This is a genomic window from Bradyrhizobium sp. Ec3.3 (assembly GCF_000472925.1).
Lineage (GTDB): Bacteria > Pseudomonadota > Alphaproteobacteria > Rhizobiales > Xanthobacteraceae > Bradyrhizobium.
Genome location: NZ_AXAS01000003.1, coordinates 327,244 through 343,925, shown reverse-complemented (window position 1 = coordinate 343,925; position 16,682 = coordinate 327,244). Strand labels below are relative to the sequence as shown.

General features: G+C 64.2%; 17 protein-coding genes. 4 read left to right on the top strand and 13 right to left on the bottom strand.

Translation table 11 applies throughout. The features are described 5' to 3' along the window. Positions 1-52: 52 nt before the first annotated feature. The 8 genes from YUU_RS0106150 to soxX all read right to left on the bottom strand — a co-directional run bounded on the left by YUU_RS0106150 (position 53) and on the right by soxX (position 6,001). Positions 53-1,093, bottom strand: a complete 1,041-nt coding sequence (locus tag YUU_RS0106150) for an MBL fold metallo-hydrolase (RefSeq protein WP_027521608.1) — start codon at positions 1,091-1,093, stop codon at positions 53-55. A gap of 245 nt (positions 1,094-1,338) precedes the next feature. Continuing rightward, the gene (locus YUU_RS0106145) at positions 1,339-1,797 is read right to left on the bottom strand and encodes a hypothetical protein (RefSeq protein ID WP_027521607.1); all 459 of its coding nucleotides are present in this window, start codon (positions 1,795-1,797) and stop codon (positions 1,339-1,341) included. Then, entirely contained in the window at positions 1,794-3,542 is a 1,749-nt protein-coding gene (soxB, locus tag YUU_RS0106140; protein WP_027521606.1) for a thiosulfohydrolase SoxB, read from the bottom strand. Before soxB ends, YUU_RS0106145 begins: the two co-directional genes overlap by 4 nt. Positions 3,543-3,599: 57 nt before the next feature. Beyond that, positions 3,600-3,920: a hypothetical protein gene (locus YUU_RS0106135; protein ID WP_027521605.1), complete on the bottom strand. Its 321-nt coding sequence runs from the start codon at positions 3,918-3,920 to the stop codon at positions 3,600-3,602. Continuing rightward, positions 3,917-4,780: a sulfur oxidation c-type cytochrome SoxA gene (gene soxA / locus YUU_RS0106130; protein ID WP_027521604.1), complete on the bottom strand. Its 864-nt coding sequence runs from the start codon at positions 4,778-4,780 to the stop codon at positions 3,917-3,919. Before soxA ends, YUU_RS0106135 begins: the two co-directional genes overlap by 4 nt. Further along, positions 4,780-5,091 carry a thiosulfate oxidation carrier complex protein SoxZ gene (gene soxZ / locus YUU_RS0106125; protein ID WP_027521603.1) on the bottom strand — a complete coding sequence of 104 codons (312 nt, stop codon included), beginning with the start codon at positions 5,089-5,091 and terminating at the stop codon, positions 4,780-4,782. Before soxZ ends, soxA begins: the two co-directional genes overlap by 1 nt. Before the next feature lie 18 nt (positions 5,092-5,109). After that, a complete protein-coding gene (gene soxY / locus YUU_RS0106120; RefSeq protein ID WP_027521602.1) occupies positions 5,110-5,595 on the bottom strand; it encodes a thiosulfate oxidation carrier protein SoxY in 486 nt (161 codons plus the stop codon). Positions 5,596-5,644: 49 nt separating this feature from the next. After that, a complete protein-coding gene (gene soxX / locus YUU_RS0106115) occupies positions 5,645-6,001 on the bottom strand; it encodes a sulfur oxidation c-type cytochrome SoxX (RefSeq protein WP_027521601.1) in 357 nt (118 codons plus the stop codon). A 238-nt stretch (positions 6,002-6,239) separates the two neighbouring features. On the opposite strand from soxX, the gene YUU_RS0106110 reads away from it, so the two are divergent. Next, positions 6,240-6,914, top strand: a complete 675-nt coding sequence (locus YUU_RS0106110; RefSeq protein ID WP_027521600.1) for a DUF938 domain-containing protein — start codon at positions 6,240-6,242, stop codon at positions 6,912-6,914. A gap of 13 nt (positions 6,915-6,927) precedes the next feature. Here the strand turns inward: YUU_RS0106110 and YUU_RS0106105 are convergent, their stop codons facing one another. Further along, on the bottom strand, positions 6,928-9,000 hold the full coding sequence (locus YUU_RS0106105; protein WP_027521599.1) for a prolyl oligopeptidase family protein: 2,073 nt from the start codon (positions 8,998-9,000) through the stop codon (positions 6,928-6,930). A gap of 202 nt (positions 9,001-9,202) precedes the next feature. Between YUU_RS0106105 and YUU_RS0106100 the strand changes: the two genes are divergently transcribed. After that, positions 9,203-10,450, top strand: a complete 1,248-nt coding sequence (locus YUU_RS0106100) for an MFS transporter (protein ID WP_027521598.1) — start codon at positions 9,203-9,205, stop codon at positions 10,448-10,450. 132 nt (positions 10,451-10,582) lie between these two features. Here YUU_RS0106100 and YUU_RS0106095 read toward each other — a convergent pair whose 3' ends face one another. Both YUU_RS0106095 and YUU_RS0106090 read right to left on the bottom strand, forming a co-directional pair. Continuing rightward, positions 10,583-11,077, bottom strand: a complete 495-nt coding sequence (locus tag YUU_RS0106095; protein ID WP_027521597.1) for a VOC family protein — start codon at positions 11,075-11,077, stop codon at positions 10,583-10,585. A gap of 89 nt (positions 11,078-11,166) precedes the next feature. Then, positions 11,167-11,712 (bottom strand): carboxymuconolactone decarboxylase family protein, encoded by a 546-nt coding sequence (locus YUU_RS0106090; protein ID WP_027521596.1) that lies wholly within the window; start codon positions 11,710-11,712, stop codon positions 11,167-11,169. A 153-nt stretch (positions 11,713-11,865) separates the two neighbouring features. Here YUU_RS0106090 and YUU_RS0106085 point away from each other — a divergent pair, with 153 nt between their 5' ends. Continuing rightward, positions 11,866-13,080, top strand: a complete 1,215-nt coding sequence (locus YUU_RS0106085) for an acyl-CoA dehydrogenase family protein (RefSeq protein ID WP_027521595.1) — start codon at positions 11,866-11,868, stop codon at positions 13,078-13,080. A gap of 130 nt (positions 13,081-13,210) precedes the next feature. After that, the gene (locus YUU_RS0106080) at positions 13,211-14,350 is read left to right on the top strand and encodes an acyl-CoA dehydrogenase family protein (protein ID WP_027521594.1); all 1,140 of its coding nucleotides are present in this window, start codon (positions 13,211-13,213) and stop codon (positions 14,348-14,350) included. A 273-nt stretch (positions 14,351-14,623) separates the two neighbouring features. On the opposite strand, the gene YUU_RS0106075 is transcribed toward YUU_RS0106080, so the two are convergent. Together YUU_RS0106075 and YUU_RS0106070 are read right to left on the bottom strand one after the other, a co-directional pair. Continuing rightward, positions 14,624-15,661 (bottom strand): amino acid ABC transporter substrate-binding protein, encoded by a 1,038-nt coding sequence (locus YUU_RS0106075; RefSeq protein ID WP_027521593.1) that lies wholly within the window; start codon positions 15,659-15,661, stop codon positions 14,624-14,626. 111 nt (positions 15,662-15,772) lie between these two features. Further along, positions 15,773-16,366, bottom strand: coding sequence for a L,D-transpeptidase (locus YUU_RS0106070; RefSeq protein ID WP_027521592.1), 594 nt, complete (start codon positions 16,364-16,366; stop codon positions 15,773-15,775). Between the last annotated feature and the right edge of the window lie 316 nt (positions 16,367-16,682).

The following is a 16,682-nucleotide window of genomic DNA, read 5'->3' as shown; positions in this document are numbered from 1 at the left end:
CCGCTTGACCTTTCTCAAGCGGTGCTCGGAAAGCACCACAGGGGAAACGCCATCACACCCGGACCACCGGCCCGCCCGCCTTCTTCCAGGCGTCGATGCCGCCGGCGATATGCGCGGTGTTGGCGAGTCCGGCCTGTTTCGCGGCGGCAACCGCCATCGCCGAGCGCTCACCGAAGGCGCAGAAGAACAGGACGCGGCGGCCGGTGGCGGCCGCCACCTCGCGCAGCATGCCGCCGGGCTTCAGGCTCTCCTCGATCGACGGATAGGGCGCATGCAGCGCGCCCTCGAGCATGCCGTGCTTGGCGCGCTCATTGCTCTCGCGCAGATCGACCAAGAGGATGTCGGGCCGGCCGAGTGCGCGCATCGCGTCGACGGCGCTGAGCGCGCGGCCTTCCTTCTCCAATTCCTCCTGATGCAGGCCGACATGCATGTTGGCCGGCACCGCCACATCCATCATCTTCGGATTGGGCAGCTTCAGGTTGGCCATCAGCTCGATATATTCGTCGACCGAGCGCACCTGGAGACGGGGATTGTAACGCTTCTCCTCGCCGATGGTGGAGACGGTGTCGCCCTTGTAGTCATGCGCGGGGAAGACCAGCGTCTCGTCGGGCAGCTTCAACAGGTGATTGAAGATCGAGTCGTATTGCGCGCGCGAAGATCCGTTCTGGAAGTCGGTGCGGCCGGTGCCGCGGATCAACAGCGTGTCGCCGGTGAAGACGCGATCGCCCATGAGATATGAGTAGGAGTCATCGGTGTGGCCGGGCGTGTACATCACGTCGAGCGACAGGCCCTCGATCGTCACCTTGTCGCCGTCGGAGACCCGCATCGCCACCACGTCGGCCTTGCTCTGGTCGCCCATGATGGTCATGCAGTGGGTGCGGTCGCGCAGCTCGCCGAGCCCGGTGACGTGGTCGGCATGCAGGTGGGTGTCGACGGCCTTGACCAGCTTGAGGTCGAGCTCGCGCAGCAATTGGCAATAGCGGTCGACCTTCTCCAGCACGGGATCGAGGATCAGCGCCTCGCCGCCGGCGCGGCTGGCCAGCAGATAGCTGTAGGTTCCCGAAACGCTGTCGAACAGTTGGCGAAAGATCATGGCGGACCCCCGCGTCGGATGATTCAAAATCATACTACGAAGGCCGATTAAAAGAGAAGTATTTTACTGCCTGAACCGGTAAATTCGGAAGATTTTGCTGCTGCTGGGGCCGTCATTCCGGGGCGATGCAAAGCATCAAGCCCGGAATCCATTTGGCCGCAGACCCCGGGGGCGGGATGGATTCCAGGTTCGGTCCCGCGGACCGCCCCGGAATTGCGGACCGCCCCGGAATGACGAGAGCGCGGTTACGGCCGCACCAGATTGTAGCCATTCTCGGTCAGGAACAGGATCTGGCCGACCCCGACCTGCACTGGCGTGGCTGACGAGATGAAGTCCGGCCGACGGCCGGTCTCGCGCTCGATCGTGTCGACGGTGTTGAGGCAAATGTCGAAGCGGACGCCCTGCGCGATCAGGCTCTCGACCTGCTTGCGGTGGTCGTTGGCGGCGAGCAGCAGGTCGATGCCCGGACCGAACGCCACCACCTCGATCGCGACCTTGTCGGGGTCATAGGCTTTCAGGAGATTGTTGGCGACGCTGAGCACCAGCGCCTGCTTCCTGGCATCACCGTCGGAGAGCTGGAGCACAATCCTGTGCTCAGCAAACGGCTTGTCCTGCAAGGGCACCTGCTGCGCGAAGGCGGGCAGCACCAAAGCCCAGGCGACCAGCGCCAACAGCATCGTGCGAAGATTTGGCGAACGCGTCATCCCTGTCCTGCAATTCCCGGATTGTCCTCGACGCCCCTGAGCGTGACGCCGGAGCTCTTGTTCTCCGCCATCCGGCCCGAGCGCAGATATTTTGCGACCACGTCCCAGACAGGCGCGCCTTGCTGCGCATTGACCGATGCCCAGCCCGCGACCTTGTAGCGCCTGTCAGCCTCGATCGGCTTGCCGTTATCGAGCGTCAGGGCAGAGATGCGGCTGCCGATCGCGGCTGTCGGCGTGCAGGTGTAATTGAGCCCGCCGGTGCGTACCATATCGCCGCCCTGCTGGTGATAGGGATCGGCGTTGAAGAGGTTGTCGCAGATGTCCTCGAGCACGTCCCTGATCTGGGCCCCTGGCATCTCCTGCACATAGGTCTCGGGATAGGAGATCGCAGTCTCCGCCAGCACATCCTCGAGCGTGAACGGCTGGCCGGCGAGCGCGGTGACGCCCCAGCGAAAACCCGGCGACAGCGCGATCTCGGCATCGAGCTCGTGGCGTAGCGCCGCGCAGATGAGCTCATCCATGGGGCCGGAAAAATTGCCGCGGCGATAGAGCAGGCGGTCGGGCGTCGCGATCTTCTCCGACCAGTCGGTGACGTGCGGCGCGCGCACCTTGCCGATCAGCTCGGCCATCGCCGGATCCGGCTTCAACAACTCGGAATAGACCGGCAGCAAATGGTATCTGATATCGCTGACCTTGCCCTTGGCGAGCTGCAGATCGAGCACGGCGAGAAACTTTCCATTCGAGCCGGCATTGCTGACGAGCGTCGTGCCGCTTGCATTCTTCACCGCCACCGGTTGCGGGACGGCGTCATGGGTGTGGCCGCCGAGGATGACGTCGATGCCGGTGACGCGGCTCGCGAGCTTGAGATCGACATCCATGCCGTTATGCGACAGCAGGATCACGGCATCGACCTTGTCTTTGCCGCGCAAGCCGTCGACGAGCTTCTGCAACTCCTCCTCGCGGATGCCAAAGGTCCAGTCCGGCGTGAAGCGTCTGGGATGCGCGATCGGCACGTAGGGGAAGGCCTGGCCGATGATCGCGACGCGATAGCCGCCGAGTTCCCTGATGGTCGAGGGCTTGAACACGCGCCCCGTCGCCTTGTCGAAGGCGCGCGCGTCGTTGAACGCGGCCTCCTCGGTCAGGAAGACGTTCTGCGCCAGAAACTCGCCCTTGAAGCGCTCGAGATTGTCGCGCAGCGCCTGCTCGCCATAGGTGAACTCCCAATGGCCGGTCATCGCCTCGATGCCGAGCAGGTTCGCCACCTCGACCATGTCGCGGCCCTGCATGGTGTTGGCAAGGCCGGTGCCCTGCCAGAGGTCACCGCCGTCGAGCAGCAGCGAATGCAGCTCGCCGACGTCGTTGCGTAAGCGGTCGATCAGCGTCTTCAGATGCGCAAAGCCGCCGAGCCTGCCGAAGCGGGCCGCGGACTTCTCGAACTCGAAGCAGGTAAAGGCATAGGCGTCCGCGCTGTCGGGCCGGATGCCGAAACGTTCGAGGAAGGCGCGGCCGACCAGGTGCGGCGGCCGTCCCGCCATCTCGCCGATGCCGATATTGACGCTGGGCTCGCGGAAATAGACCGGGTTGAGCTGTGCATGCGTATCGGTGATGTGCAGGATGCGCGCATTGCCGAAGCGTTCGAGGTCGTAGATGCTGGCGGTGTCGGTGCCGCGCGCGAGCCGCGGCAGCCCGGCCGTGACGGCGGCAGCGCCTGCGGCTCTCAGGAAATCGCGGCGGCGGATGGTCATCCCAAATTCTCCGCCCCTTAAAGAAGAAGATCGCCCAACAGTTCCACGAGAGCCAGTCTAGCGGATTTCCATCGCCTTCCAGGCGTCTTTTTCCGATGTCGCCTGGAAGATCGAGGCCTTCGCCAGCGCTTCGGCCTCCTTGGCGGCGGCAACCGCACGGTCGAAATCGCCGCTGTCGCCGGCTTTCTTCGCGGCCGCGAGCGTCGAGACGGTCGTGGTCCACTGGTTGCGCAAGTCGGCCGCTTCCTTGCTGGCAGCTTCCGCCGCGGCATAGGCCACCTTGTAGTCGGCTTCGGTTGCCGCCCGCGCGGGCGCTGCAGCAACCGCCAGCAGCAACACGAGTGCCAGTGATCGCATTCCGATCATCGTCGTGCTCATGGCCGCGCTCCCGGGCCGGAAATCGGCAGGCCATTGGCGACGTAGGACAGGAAATATTCGACGTCGCGGTACTCGTCCGATTGCGGTTCCAGCGGAACCGCGCGGGTCTGGCTGTTGCAGGTCATGAGGCGGCGGGTGGTCGTGCCCATGCCGCTCCATTCGCTGCGGTAGATCGGCAGAGCGTTCATGATGCCGAGCGCAGGCGCCAGCACCTCCGCGCGGATGCGCTCGCCCGGGCTCTGCACATGGCAGCTCGCGCAGGAGAAGTTCATCTGCCCGCGCCGCGTGTAGAAATAGCGCTTGCCGTTCTCGTACGCCTCGAGCGCGCGCGGATCGTCGGGGATCTTGATGTCCATCAGCTTGCCGCGCGAGGTGAAGGCCATGTAGGCGGTCAGCGAGGCCATTTCGTCCTTGACGTAGGAGTAGGGTGCTTCCCCGTTGGCCTCGCGGCAGCGGTTGAGCGCGAGCTCGAGCGTGACGACCTTGCCTTCCTTTTCGTCGAAGTAAGGATAGTTCTGGCGGATGCCGATGCCACCGTTCGGGAAGCAGTCGGCGTAGGTCTTGCCGTTCTTGAACGGCGTCGCAAACATCTCCTTGCCGGCGTCGAGCGCGAACTCGTAAGGCGGGAACTCCTCCTTCTCCTGCCACTGCCGCTTCATGTCCTCGTTCATGGAATAAGGACCGTTGACGAAATCCTCGTGCTTCACGTTCGGGAATTTCTGGAAGAAGAAGTTCTGGAACGCCTTGGCCTCGGTGGCGGTATCGATCTTGTCGGCTGCGATCACGTGCGGCGCGGTGAAGGCCAGCGCCGCGAGCGCGGCGAGCGCCGAGCCGAGCCAGATTGCGGAGCGCGCCTCCATCACGAGATCTTCGCGGTGGTCGTGTCCGACGCACCCTTGTTGTCGGTCCAGCTTATCTTGAGGTCGTCGCCCTTCTTCGCCCCCTTGAAGCTGAACTTGACGTAGGGATCCTTGGAGACGGCAGGGCCCCAATCGGCGACGAACACGTCCTTGCCGTTATATTCGAACTTCAGTTCCTGGATGAAGTGCGCCGGGATCAGCTCGCCCTTGGCGTCCTTGACGAAGCCGGAATCCATGGGGTGCTGAATCAGCGCCTGCACCTCGGTGATATCGCCGTTGGCGGTGGCGCGTACGCGAATGGTGGATGCCATCTCGGTTCTCCTTCGCCGCTAGCCGCCGCAGCCGCCGACGGTGACCTTGACCTCTTTGGTCGCGCTGAAGAGTTTGCCGTCGGCCTCCACGATCGCGACCACGTTGGTGGTCTTCGCCATCTTCAGCCGGTTGGCGACGCTCGGGACCGTGCCGTCGGGAATCTTGTAGCTTGCTGCCAGCGCGTTCGGGTTCTCCGCGACGAAGAACGAGATCGAGGTCACCTTCTCGAGCGTCGTCGTCACCGAGATCGGCACGACTCCGCCGTTCTCGGCGATCTCGGGCGCATCCAGCTTGATCTTGTCGGACGGCTCGGCGGTCTTGCCATAGAGCGCCTTGATCGCGTCGGCCTCGCTCTTCTGCTTGAACGCCTCTTCCGGATATTTGTCGTTGGCCGCGGCGCGCGCGGCTCCGAACGGCAGATTGCCGAGGCCGATCAGCGCAACGGAGGCCGCGCCTTGCAGGATCAGGCGCCGCGTCGCGAGAAGGCCGGTCGTTGAACTCATCTCAGTCTCCTGGTCGATCGCCTCAGCGATCCCTTAGGTATCGGCGCCGTCACAGGCTCTGCAGGAAATCAACGATCGCGTTGATCTCCTGTTCGGTCAAAATCCGGTTCCGACCGAACGGTGGCATCATGGTCTGCGGATTGCGCCTGGTCTCGTCGAACAGGATCGCGACCAGCTCGTTGCGGTCGGGGTACTTCGCCTTGATGTCCTTCAGCTCAGGCCCGATCGTGCCGGGCAGATCGCCGCCCTTGATCACGTGGCAGGTCAGACAATTGCCCTTGCCGCGGTCGAAGGCGAGCTTCTGCCCCTCGGCGGCAGCGGATTGGGCGCGCGCTGGCGCAGCGGCCATCGCGGCGAGGGCGGCCAGAATGAAAACCAGGGCGGGCTTCCGGGGAAAGGCGGTCAAGGCGTCGGTCCGAGGCGTTATGTCGATGTTTGCATTCGCGAAATATAGTGCTCAAAGCACAAAGGGCACCGCCTGACAATCACGACGATGCAGGTCGCAAATTGGTGTTAAGATCTTCCGCATTGCAACCGAACGGACTATTTGTTCGGCAGTTTCGGCCCTGACGGGCCAGTAATATTGGGGCGTCTCGGCGTCCAGTGACGTTTTTTATCTCGTTGTCTTTTCCCGGAGGCCTCAATTGGCTGAATATGTCGCCGAATTTGGCAAGGACGGCGGGCGGGTCGAGCCCGATGGGCGCCTCGATGCGCCGGCGTTCCATCGCAATCACGAGCCGATCTGGGCGGCGCTGGAGAAACATCTTGCCGGCCGCCTCGGCGACGTCGTCGAGGTCGGCAGCGGAACCGGCCAGCATGTGGTCCACTTCGCCCGCCATGCGCCTGATCTCGTCTGGTGGCCGAGCGACCTCAACCAGCGGCATCTGAAAAGCATCGAGGCCTGGCGCGTCCATTCCAGCCTGCCAAACATCCGCCCGCCGCTGCGGGTCGATCTGTCCGATCCCGACTGGTGCCCGGAGATGAAGAGCGGCGAGGGGCCGAAGGATCTCGCGGCGGTGTTCTGCGCCAATGTCATCCACATCGCGCCGTGGAACGTGGCCGAGGGGCTGTTCGCCGGTGCCGGCCGCTATTTGCGGCCCGGCGGCACGCTGTTCCTCTACGGCCCCTTCAAGCGCGACGGCAAGCATACCGCGCTCAGCAACGCGGTGTTCGACACCTCCTTGCGCGAAGGCAACGCGGAATGGGGCGTGCGCGATCTCGGCGACGTCGAAAAGCTCGCGCAGCACGTGGGCCTGCGTTTGATCGATCTGATCGACATGCCCGCCAACAATCTCACGCTGGTGTTTGCGAAGGCCTGAGCCGCGAGGGCGGCTACGCTCGGTTGTCGTGCCAGCCGATCCTGCTTTTCAAGAATTCAATGCCGAGCACCTGGAAGCCGGCGCGTTCCTTGTTGTCCTTGCCGTAGCCATGGCCGCCCGCGGCCGGCTCGTAGAAATAAGCCTCATAGCCCATGGCCTGGAGCTTTGCGGCCATCTTGCGCGCATGTCCGGGATGGACGCGATCGTCCCGCCGCGTCGTGGCGATCAGGATCGGTGGATAGGGCTGGCCGGGCTTTGCGGCATGGTAGGCCGAATAGGTCTTCAGCCACTCCCAATCCTCGGGTTTGTCGGGGTCGCCATATTCCGCGATCCAGCTCGCGCCTGCGAGCAGCTTTGTGTAGCGGCGCATGTCGACCAGCGGGATCGTGCAGAACAGCGCGCCGAACCGCTCGGGATAGCGCGTCAGCATGTTCGTGATGAGAATGCCGCCGTTCGATCCGCCCTGTGCGGCGATACGTTTTGCGCGCGTCACGCCGCGGCGCACGAGGTCGGCGGCGACTGCCGCGAAATCATCATGCGAGAGCCGCTTGCCGGCGAGCCGCCCGGCATCGTGCCAGCGCGTGCCGAACTCGCCGCCGCCGCGCAGATTCGCCTGCACCGTGGTGCCGCCGCGCTCCAGCCACAGCCTGCCGAGCGCCGGATTGTAGTACGGCTTGACCGAGAGCGCGAAGCCGCCATAGGCGCTCATATAGACCGGCGCATCGCCGGTCTCACCAGCGGGCCCGGTCTGCACATAGGGGATGCGCTCGCCGTCAATGGAGATGGCTTCGTGCTGCGTCACCACGAGACCGTCTGAAGTGAACGTCTTCGGCGCCTGCTTGAGCACGGTCGGGCTGGCAACGCCGCGCTCGATCAGCATCAGCGCCGGTGGGATGAGCGGATCCTGGACATTGGCGAGCAGGTCGCCATTGCTTTCGGATTCATGATGGTCGAAGCGCCAGACGTCGACCACGCCGATGTCGGGCAGCCCGCGCAGCGTCTCACGGCTCCAGCCCGTGGCCGACGGCGTGCAGATCTCGAAGACCGGCCGCAGCTCGTCGAGGATGCTGAGGAGGAGCTTGCCGGCGGCCCAGGAAAATCCCTGCAATGCACGGCGCGGCCCAGGCGCGAACACGACGGTGAAATTGCGATCGCCGGCGAGGAAGGCCGACAGCGAAATGCCGAGCACGGCGTCCGGAGCATGGGTCACTCCGCCGACCGTCCAGGCCGTGCGCAGCTTGATCGCGAACCAGTCCTGGTGGATTTGCAGCCAGATGTCGGAGGGAAGATCGAGCTTCACGGTCGCACCACGCTCGGTGCCGAGCCAGATGTCGAAGTTGAAGAAGTCCAGCCGGTCGATGAACCAGACGCGCGGCGTCTCGCCGGTCCGGTCGACGTCGCAATAGGCGCTCATCCGATCGGGTGTGGTCTCGAACACCAGGGACGCCTGCTCCACGGGCTCGCCGCGCCGCCACAGCCGTACCGTCCTCGCATAGCCCGAGCTTGTCGCCATGCCCTCGCCGAGTGCACTGGATAGCAGCACCGTATCGGCATCGACCCACGCGGCGCCGCCCTTGGCTTCCGGTAGCGCGAAGCCGCCGGCGACAAAGCTCTTCGTGTTCAGATCGAATTCGCGCAGGGTCACGGCATCGCTGCCGCCGCGCGACAGGCTCAGGATCGTCTGCGGGGCATCGCCGGGCAGCGAGCTCGACCAGTTCAGCAGCCAGTCCTCGCCTTCATCAGCCGCGAGCGCGTCGATGTCGAGCAGGGTCTCCCAGGATGGATTGGGCTTGCGGAATTCATCCATCGTGGTCCGCCGCCACAGGCCGCGCGGATTGTTCACGTCCTTCCAGAGATTGTAGAGGAGGCCGTCGCTGCGGCCGACATAGGGGATATTGTCCGGCCGGTCGTAGATGGCGGCCAGAAGATCGCTGTCGCGCTCGAACGCGGGGCCGCCGAATTGCTCCAGCGTCAGGCGATTCTGCCGCTCGACGAAGTCGAGCGCCCGCTCGCCTTCGATGTCTTCCAGCCAGAGATACGGATCGTCGTCGGGAGCGGACAACGTGGGCCTGTCGTCAACGGGCATAATCCGAACTCCGGAAGCGAACTTGCAAAGGCGAATTTGCAAGGTGAACTTGATCGAGCGCAAGGCTTTGATAGCGCGGCCTGCTAGGTGCTGTCCAATTGCGCCCTCGGCATGGCTTGCGCCCGTTTGCGCCAGTTGCCCGCCCTGCCGCGCCCCTCCATAGTGACGGGAATCAACGAACGCTCCCCGGGCGGAAATGCCGATGTTAGACGTGACTTTAGCCGACGAGATTGTCGACGACGCCCGCGTGCGTGCCAATGTGGTGCGCCTTGCGGCTGCGCAGGCGCTGACCGGCGCCAATTCGGCCGTGATCTTCGCGACCGGCTCGATCGTCGGCGCGACGCTCGCGCCCGACATGTCGCTCGCGACCGTGCCGCTGTCGATGTATGTGCTGGGGCTTGCCGCAGGGACCTTGCCGACCGGTGCGATCTCCCGCCGGTTTGGCCGCCGCATGGCCTTCATCATCGGCACCGCCTGCGGCACGCTCACCGGCCTCGTCGGCTCGTTCGCGATCCTCAATGGCTCGTTCGCGCTGTTTTGTGTCGCGACCTTCCTCGGTGGCCTCTACGGAGCGGTGGCGCAATCCTATCGCTTTGCCGCCGCCGACGGCGCCAGCGCGGCCTACCGGCCCAAGGCGGTGTCATGGGTGATGGCGGGCGGCGTGTTCGCCGGCGTGCTCGGTCCGCAGCTCGTGCAATGGACCATGGACGTCTGGCCGCCCTATCTGTTCGCCTTCAGCTTCGTGGTGCAGGCGGCGGTGGCGCTGATCGCGATGGGCATCGTTGCCGGCGTCGATATGCCGAAGCCGGCCGCGGCCGATCTTCACGGCGGACGGCCACTGCTGCGCATCGTGCGGCAGCCGCGCTTCATCGCGGCCGCGCTGTGCGGCGTCATCGCCTATCCCATGATGAACCTGGTGATGACTTCGGCGCCGCTTGCCATGAAGCTCTGCGGCCTCAGCGTCAGCGATTCCAATTTCGGCATTCAATGGCACATCGTCGCCATGTACGGCCCCAGCTTCTTCACCGGCGCGCTGATCGCGCGCTTCGGCGCGCCGAGGATCGTCGCTACCGGCCTCTTGCTGGAGGCAGGCGCCGCAGCGATCGGCCTCTCCGGCATCACCGCGATGCATTTCTGGGCGACGCTGATCGTGCTCGGCGTCGGCTGGAATTTCTCCTTCATCGGCGCCTCCGCGCTGGTGCTGGAGACGCACCGCCCGAACGAGCGCAACAAGGTGCAGGCGTTCAACGATTTCCTGGTGTTCGGCATGATGGCAATCGGCTCGTTCTCGTCGGGCCAGTTGCTCGCCAACTACGGCTGGTCGGCGGTGAACATGGTGGTGTTCCCGCCGGTGCTCTTGGGCCTTGCGGTTCTCTCGTTCGCCTCCTGGGCGCGCCGCCGCAAGGCGCAGCTGGAAGCCGCGATGGGCGAGTTTCCGGATGCAATTTGACGGAGTGCTGCTGAGTTTCTCCCGCAGCCTCGGAATCGTAGGGTGGGCAAAGGCGCGGAGCGCCGTGCCCACCATCTCTCCACGATTGCGACAGAAGTGGTGGGCACGCTTCGCTTTGCCCACCCTACGAGCTCACGCCTCCCGCTGCTTCAGCAAATCCTCCAGGTCCAATCGCTTCGTAAACATCGCAAGCTTGCCGTCCGGCGTGAGCGGCCATTGCTCCTTGGGCCGGTCCCAATAGAGCTCGACACCGTTCTCGTCGGGGTCGCGTAAATACAGCGCCTCGGACACGCCATGGTCGCTCGCGCCGTCGAGCGCGATGCCGGCGGAGAGCACGCGATGCAGCGCATCGGCCAGCGCCGGCCGCGTCGGATAGAGGATCGCGGTGTGATAGAGCCCGGTCGTGCCCGGCGGCGGCGGCGAGCCGCCCTTGCTCTCCCAGGTGTTGAGCCCGATGTGGTGATGATAGCCGCCGGCGGAGATGAAGGCGGCGCCCGAGCCCATGCGCTGCATCAGCTCAAAGCCGAGCACGCCGCAATAAAAGCCGAGCGCCCGGTCGAGATCGGCGACCTTGAGGTGAACGTGTCCGATGCGGGTTCCGGGATTGACGGCGGGGTTTGGTGACATGCTATTGCTCCGTTTATCCACCGACATAGGGACTGCTGCGCGACAGTGGAACTGGCCGATCCCGAAACCCAGCGTTTCCGGATCGGCAGTTAGCCCAGTTCCGACACCTCGCCCTCAGGCAGCTCGAACTCAAAGCTGTTCAGCGTCATCGACACCAGCGTGTAATAGCCGCACAGGCCGATCACTTCGACGAGCCCGCGCTCGCCGAGCAGCTCGACGGCCTCGTCGTAGAGGCCCTTCGCCAGCCCGTGGGCCTCATGCAGCGATTTTGCGACGTCGTAGATCATCTGGCCCTTGGGATCGTCGAACTCCGGCGTGCGGCGGTCGCGGATCGCGTCGATGATCTCTACCTTCATCCCGCCCTGAAGCGCCAGGCGCTTGTGCGCATACCATTCGTAATGCGAGGTCCAGTGCCGCGCCGTCACAAGAATCGCGATCTCCGAGAGCTTTGCGGGAAAGACGGTGTTGAAGCGCATGACCTCGCCGAGCCGCGTCGCGTGGCGCGCCATCTCCGGGCTGTTGAGCCAGGCCATCATCGGCGCGGGCGGCTTGCCGCGTTTTCCGGCAATCGACTCGTCATAGGTCTGCCGCTGGTCGTCGCTCATTTCGCCAGGCGAAAGTAGTTTTAGGCGCATCGTCGTTTTCCCTGTGTTTTCAAGCTTCGCCGCGACGGCAAGTATAGCCCGACGACGAACAGGGTGAGTAGCCGGAGCGTGCGGAATAGGTTGAATTCCGCGATGCGATGGCCCAGAGTCATCGGCAACAAGTGATCTTGATGGAAGCGACCCATGACTGACTCCAAAGCGCCGGATTCTGAATCAACCGAGCTCGAAACATTCCGCAACGAGACCCGCGCCTGGCTGGAAGCCAACTGCCCGCCCGAGATGCGCAAGCCTGCGGCCTCGGATGCCGACGTGTTCTGGGGTGGGCGTAACGCGAAATTTTCCTCCGAGCCGCAACGCGTCTGGTTCGAGCGCATGCGCGACAAGGGCTGGACCGTGCCGGACTGGCCGAAGGAATTTGGCGGCGGCGGCCTCAGCGCAGCCGAGCACAAGGTGCTGCGGAGCGAGATGGCAAAAATCGGCGCGCGGCCGCCGCTGTCGAGCTTTGGCATCTGGATGCTCGGGCCGGCGCTGCTGAAATACGGCAACGAGGCGCAGAAGAAGGAGCATCTGCCAAAAATCGCGGCGGGCCTGATCCGCTGGTGCCAGGGCTATTCCGAGCCGAATGCCGGCTCCGATCTCGCTTCGCTCCAGACCCGCGCGGAGAGCGACGGCGACGATTTCGTCATCACGGGCCAGAAGATCTGGACGTCCTACGCCAACTACGCCGACTGGATCTTCTGCCTGGTGCGCACCGATCCGGCGGCGAAGAAGCATGACGGCATCAGCTTCATCCTGTTCGACATGACCTCGAAGGGCGTCTCGACCAAGCCGATTTTGCTGATCTCCGGCTACTCGCCGTTCTGCGAGACCTTCTTCGACAATGTCCGCGTGCCGAAATCGCATGTGGTCGGCACCGTCAACCGTGGCTGGGACGTTGCAAAATATCTGTTGCAGCACGAGCGCGCGATGATCTCGGGCATGGGCGAGCGCGGCGTCGGTCGTCCGCTCGGCCAGATCGCCGCTGACTCGGTCGGCACCGATGCGCAGGGCAAGCTCGACGATGCGATGCTGCGCGGCCAGATCGCGAGCTTCGATGTCGACGAAGCGGCGCTTGCAGCCTGCGCCGAGCGCGCGGTCGATCTCGCCAAGGCGGGGCAGGCGCATCCGGCGTTCTCCTCCGCGATGAAATATTACGGCACCGAGCTCAACAAGCGCCGCTACGAGATTCTGATGTCGGCCGGCGGCGTCGACGCGCTGGAATGGGAGAGCGAGCGCTCCAGGCAGGGCGCCCGCCCGCGCGCCTGGCTGCGCACCAAGGCCAACTCGATCGAGGGCGGTACCACCGAAGTGATGCTCGGTATCGTCGCCAAGCGCATCCTCGATCTGCCGGGGGCTTAACCGCGCCGTCGTTCCGGGGCGGTCCGTAAGGACCGAACCCGGAACCTCGAGATTCCGGGTTCGCGCGAACGCGCGCCCCGGAATGACATCAACAAATATGCATTTCGCTAGACGCTAGAGACTTAAAGCCATGGCCCTCGTCCTCACCGAAGAACAATCGATGCTCCGCGACTCCGCGCGCGGGCTGATCAGCGACAAGGCGCCGGTGTCGCATCTGCGGCACTTGCGCGACAGCAAGGATCCGACCGGCTTCTCCAAGGAGCTCTGGCAGTCCTTCGCCGAGATGGGCTTTGCCGGCCTCCTGGTGCCGGAAGAGTTCGGTGGCAGTGGGCTCGGCTGCGTCGAGGCTGGCGTCGTCATGGAGGAGATCGGCCGCACGCTGATGCCGTCGCCGTTCCTGGCAACCAGCGTGGTCGCAGCGTCCGCGCTCACGCATGGCGGCAATGCCGCGCAGAAATCGGAACATCTGCCGAAGATCTCGAACGGCTCGCTGCTCGCCACTCTCGCTGTCGACGAGGGCGCCAAGCACCGGCCGCTCCAGACCAACCTGCAAGCGGTCCGCGCCGGCAACGGCTTCAAGCTCTCCGGCGCCAAGGCGCTGGTCGTCGACGGCCATGTCGCCGATTTGTTCATCGTTGCAGCGCGCACGGCCGGCGCCGCCGGCGAGCGCGAGGGGTTGACGCTGTTCCTGGTCAACCCTGCGGCCAAGGGCGTTGCCGTCGAGCGCACCATCATGGTCGACGCGCATAATGCTGCGCGCATCGAGTTCAACAATGTCGAGGTCAATGCCGACAGCGTGCTCGGCGAGGTCGATCAGGGCGCAAGCCTGCTCGACGGCATGCTCGATATCGGCCGCGGCGCGGTCGCCTCCGAAATGGTGGGCCTGAGCGAAGAGGTGTTCGGCCGTACTGTCGAGTACCTGAAGCAGCGCAAGCAGTTCGGCAAGCTGATCGGCGAATTCCAGGCGCTGCAGCACCGTGCCGCGGAGCTCTATGTCGACATCGAGATCACCCGCGCCGCCGTCATGAAGGCGATGCAGGCGCTCGATGCCGACGTGGCCAAGGCCGCGTCAGCCGTCGCGGTCGCCAAGGCACGCGCCGGCACCACCGCGACGCGCGCGGTGCAGGAAGGCGTGCAGATGCATGGCGGCATGGGCATGACCGACCAGTTCGACATCGGCTTCTTCATGAAGCGCGCCCGGGTCTGCGAGGAATTGTTCGGCGACGCGAATTACCACGCCGAGCAACTGGCGAGGGCGAGGGGGTATTGAGGCGTATTGAGTGAGGCGAGGCAGCGACGCCGCCTCATCCTCAGGCGTCATCGCCCGGCTTGACCGGGCGATCCAGTACGCCGCGGCCCCTCCGCACCCCATCACTGCCTCTGGAATACTGGATCGCCCGCTTTCGCGGGCGATGACAGTTGAGAGGATGTAGAACGTCTGCCCCAAGCTTGTCATTGCGAGCGCAGCGAAGCAATCCAGACTGTCACCGCGGAAAGACTCTGGATTGCTTCGCTTCGCTCGCAATGACGAAGGAGAGACCTCCTACCGCATCGGCGGTGCGTACTGCACACCACCCGCGTTCCAGAGCTGGTTCATGCCGCGCGGGATCTTCAGCTTGGATTTCTCGCCGATATTGCGCTCGTACATCTCGCCGTAATTGCCGACGTGGCGGATGATGCGCACGGCCCAGTCCTTGGTCAGTCCAAGCTGCTCGCCGTAATTGCCTTCGGTGCCGACGAGGCGCATCACTTCGGGCTTCTTCGACTTCAGGGCCTCGTCGATATTCTCCGAGGTGATGCCGAGCTCCTCGGCGTTGATCATCGCGTAAAGCGTCCACTTCACGATCATCATCCAGTCGTCGTCGCGCTGGCGTACGACCGGTGCGAGCGGTTCCTTGGAGATCATGTCCGGCAGGATCATGTGGTCGCCGGGCTTGGAAAGGTTGAGCCGCAGCGCGTAAAGCTGGGAGGCGTCGGCGGTCAGCGTGTCGCACTTGCCGCTGTCATAGGCTTTAACGACGTCCTCGAGCTTGTCGAACTTCACCTCTTCGTACTTCATGTTGTTGGCGCGGAAGTAGTCGGCGAGGTTGAGCAGCGTCGTGGTGCCCGCCTGCACGCAGACCTTGCTGCCGTTCAGGTCCAGCGCAGTCTCCTTGTTGCGCGAGCGCGGCAGCATGAAACCTTCGCCGTCGTAATAGGCGACTGCCGGGAAATAGAGATCGTAGTCGAGCTCACGCGCCATGCTCCAGGTGGAGTTGCGCGAGAGGATGTCGACCTTCCGGCTCTGCAACTCCTTGAAGCGCTCGCTGGCGTCGAGCGGAATGAACTTGGCCTTGCTCGGATCGTTGAAGATGGCGGCCGCCACCGCGCGGCAGAAATCGACGTCGAAACCGGTCCAGTTGCCCTTGTCGTCGGGGATCGAGAAGCCCGGCAGCCCCTTGTTGACGCCGCAGAAGACCTCGCCGCGCCGGACCGTGCGCTTCAGCGTGCGGGTGTCGTACATCTCATAGACAACGGCCAAAGCGCCGACCAGGACCGCGACTGCGAGCCCAATCAGCAGGCCGCCTCGAAAAGTGCGCATGATTTGTCTCTCTCGAAAAAATCGGGAAAAGGAGTTTGGACGAAGGCGGAGAGCATGATCCGGAAAAGTGCGAAGCGGTTTTCCGAAAAGCTCATGCTCAAACGATAACCCTTAGAGTTCGGGCTTCTGCCGGATGACCACCTTGGTCCCGACCGGGACGCGATCGTAGAGATCGGCGACGTCATTGTTGACGAGACGGAAGCAGCCCGACGACACCTTGGTGCCGATCGTATCAGGGCGGTTGGTGCCGTGGATGCGGTAGACGGTGGTGCCGAGATACATGGCGCGCGCGCCGAGCGGGTTGCCGGGGCCGCCGGCCATGAAGCGCGGCAGATAGGGCTGGCGCTGGATCATCTCCGGCGGCGGCGTCCAGTCCGGCCATTCCTTCTTGTTGGTGATGTTCACTAGCCCCTGCCACTGGAAGCCGTCGCGGCCGACGCCGATGCCGTAGCGGATCGCGCGCCCGCCGGGCTGCACCAGATAGAGGTGCCGCTCGTTGGTCGAGATGATGATGGTGCCCGGCGCTTCGGTCGTGCGGTAGTAGACGACCTGCTTCTGCCATTCCGGATCGAGCTGGTAGGAATCGTCCGCGATCAGGCCCGGCTCGTCGCCGCGGTCGGGCTGCTGGGCGGAAGCGTAAGAGGTGGAAAAAATCAGGCCGAGTGTGGCGATGAACATCCCGGTCAGGCGACGAAAATCCGTCATTTCAAGCTCTCCCCGCTGCCACAGCGCAAATCATTCGGAACCATCAAAACTCAGGGGCAGCTTCATGGCAAGTTAATGGCGCGTCCGGCTGGTATGTCACTAGGATGTTTTGGTTTTTTGACATGTATCAATGCCACGAACAGGGGGGCATGGCGCGAAAAGCATAGAAGTATGCAGCCGCGAGGCCGGTGCGCTCCCTCTCCCGCTTGCGGGAGAGGGTTGGGGAGAGGGTCTCCGCAATGGGTAGCTCCCGGCCTGGAGAGAGCCCTCACCCGCGCCTTCGGCGCGACCTCTCCCGCAAGCGGGAGAGGTTGAG

Bases quoted from the DNA above. Each gene is read 5' to 3' on its own strand.
- YUU_RS0106150 (WP_027521608.1), bottom strand. From the start codon at position 1,093: ATGATCTTTCGCCAACTGTTCGACAGCGTTTCGGGAACCTACAGCTAT.
- YUU_RS0106135 (WP_027521605.1), bottom strand. From the start codon at position 3,920: ATGAGCACGACGATGATCGGAATGCGATCACTGGCACTCGTGTTGCTG.
- YUU_RS0106100 (WP_027521598.1), top strand. From the start codon at position 9,203: ATGTTAGACGTGACTTTAGCCGACGAGATTGTCGACGACGCCCGCGTG.
- YUU_RS0106085 (WP_027521595.1), top strand. From the start codon at position 11,866: ATGACTGACTCCAAAGCGCCGGATTCTGAATCAACCGAGCTCGAAACA.
- soxB (WP_027521606.1), bottom strand. From the start codon at position 3,542: ATGACCATCCGCCGCCGCGATTTCCTGAGAGCCGCAGGCGCTGCCGCC.
- soxZ (WP_027521603.1), bottom strand. From the start codon at position 5,091: ATGGCATCCACCATTCGCGTACGCGCCACCGCCAACGGCGATATCACC.
- YUU_RS0106105 (WP_027521599.1), bottom strand. From the start codon at position 9,000: ATGCCCGTTGACGACAGGCCCACGTTGTCCGCTCCCGACGACGATCCG.
- YUU_RS0106075 (WP_027521593.1), bottom strand. From the start codon at position 15,661: ATGCGCACTTTTCGAGGCGGCCTGCTGATTGGGCTCGCAGTCGCGGTC.
- YUU_RS0106145 (WP_027521607.1), bottom strand. From the start codon at position 1,797: ATGACGCGTTCGCCAAATCTTCGCACGATGCTGTTGGCGCTGGTCGCC.
- YUU_RS0106095 (WP_027521597.1), bottom strand. From the start codon at position 11,077: ATGTCACCAAACCCCGCCGTCAATCCCGGAACCCGCATCGGACACGTT.
- YUU_RS0106070 (WP_027521592.1), bottom strand. From the start codon at position 16,366: ATGACGGATTTTCGTCGCCTGACCGGGATGTTCATCGCCACACTCGGC.
- YUU_RS0106080 (WP_027521594.1), top strand. From the start codon at position 13,211: ATGGCCCTCGTCCTCACCGAAGAACAATCGATGCTCCGCGACTCCGCG.
- YUU_RS0106090 (WP_027521596.1), bottom strand. From the start codon at position 11,712: ATGCGCCTAAAACTACTTTCGCCTGGCGAAATGAGCGACGACCAGCGG.
- soxA (WP_027521604.1), bottom strand. From the start codon at position 4,780: ATGGAGGCGCGCTCCGCAATCTGGCTCGGCTCGGCGCTCGCCGCGCTC.
- soxY (WP_027521602.1), bottom strand. From the start codon at position 5,595: ATGAGTTCAACGACCGGCCTTCTCGCGACGCGGCGCCTGATCCTGCAA.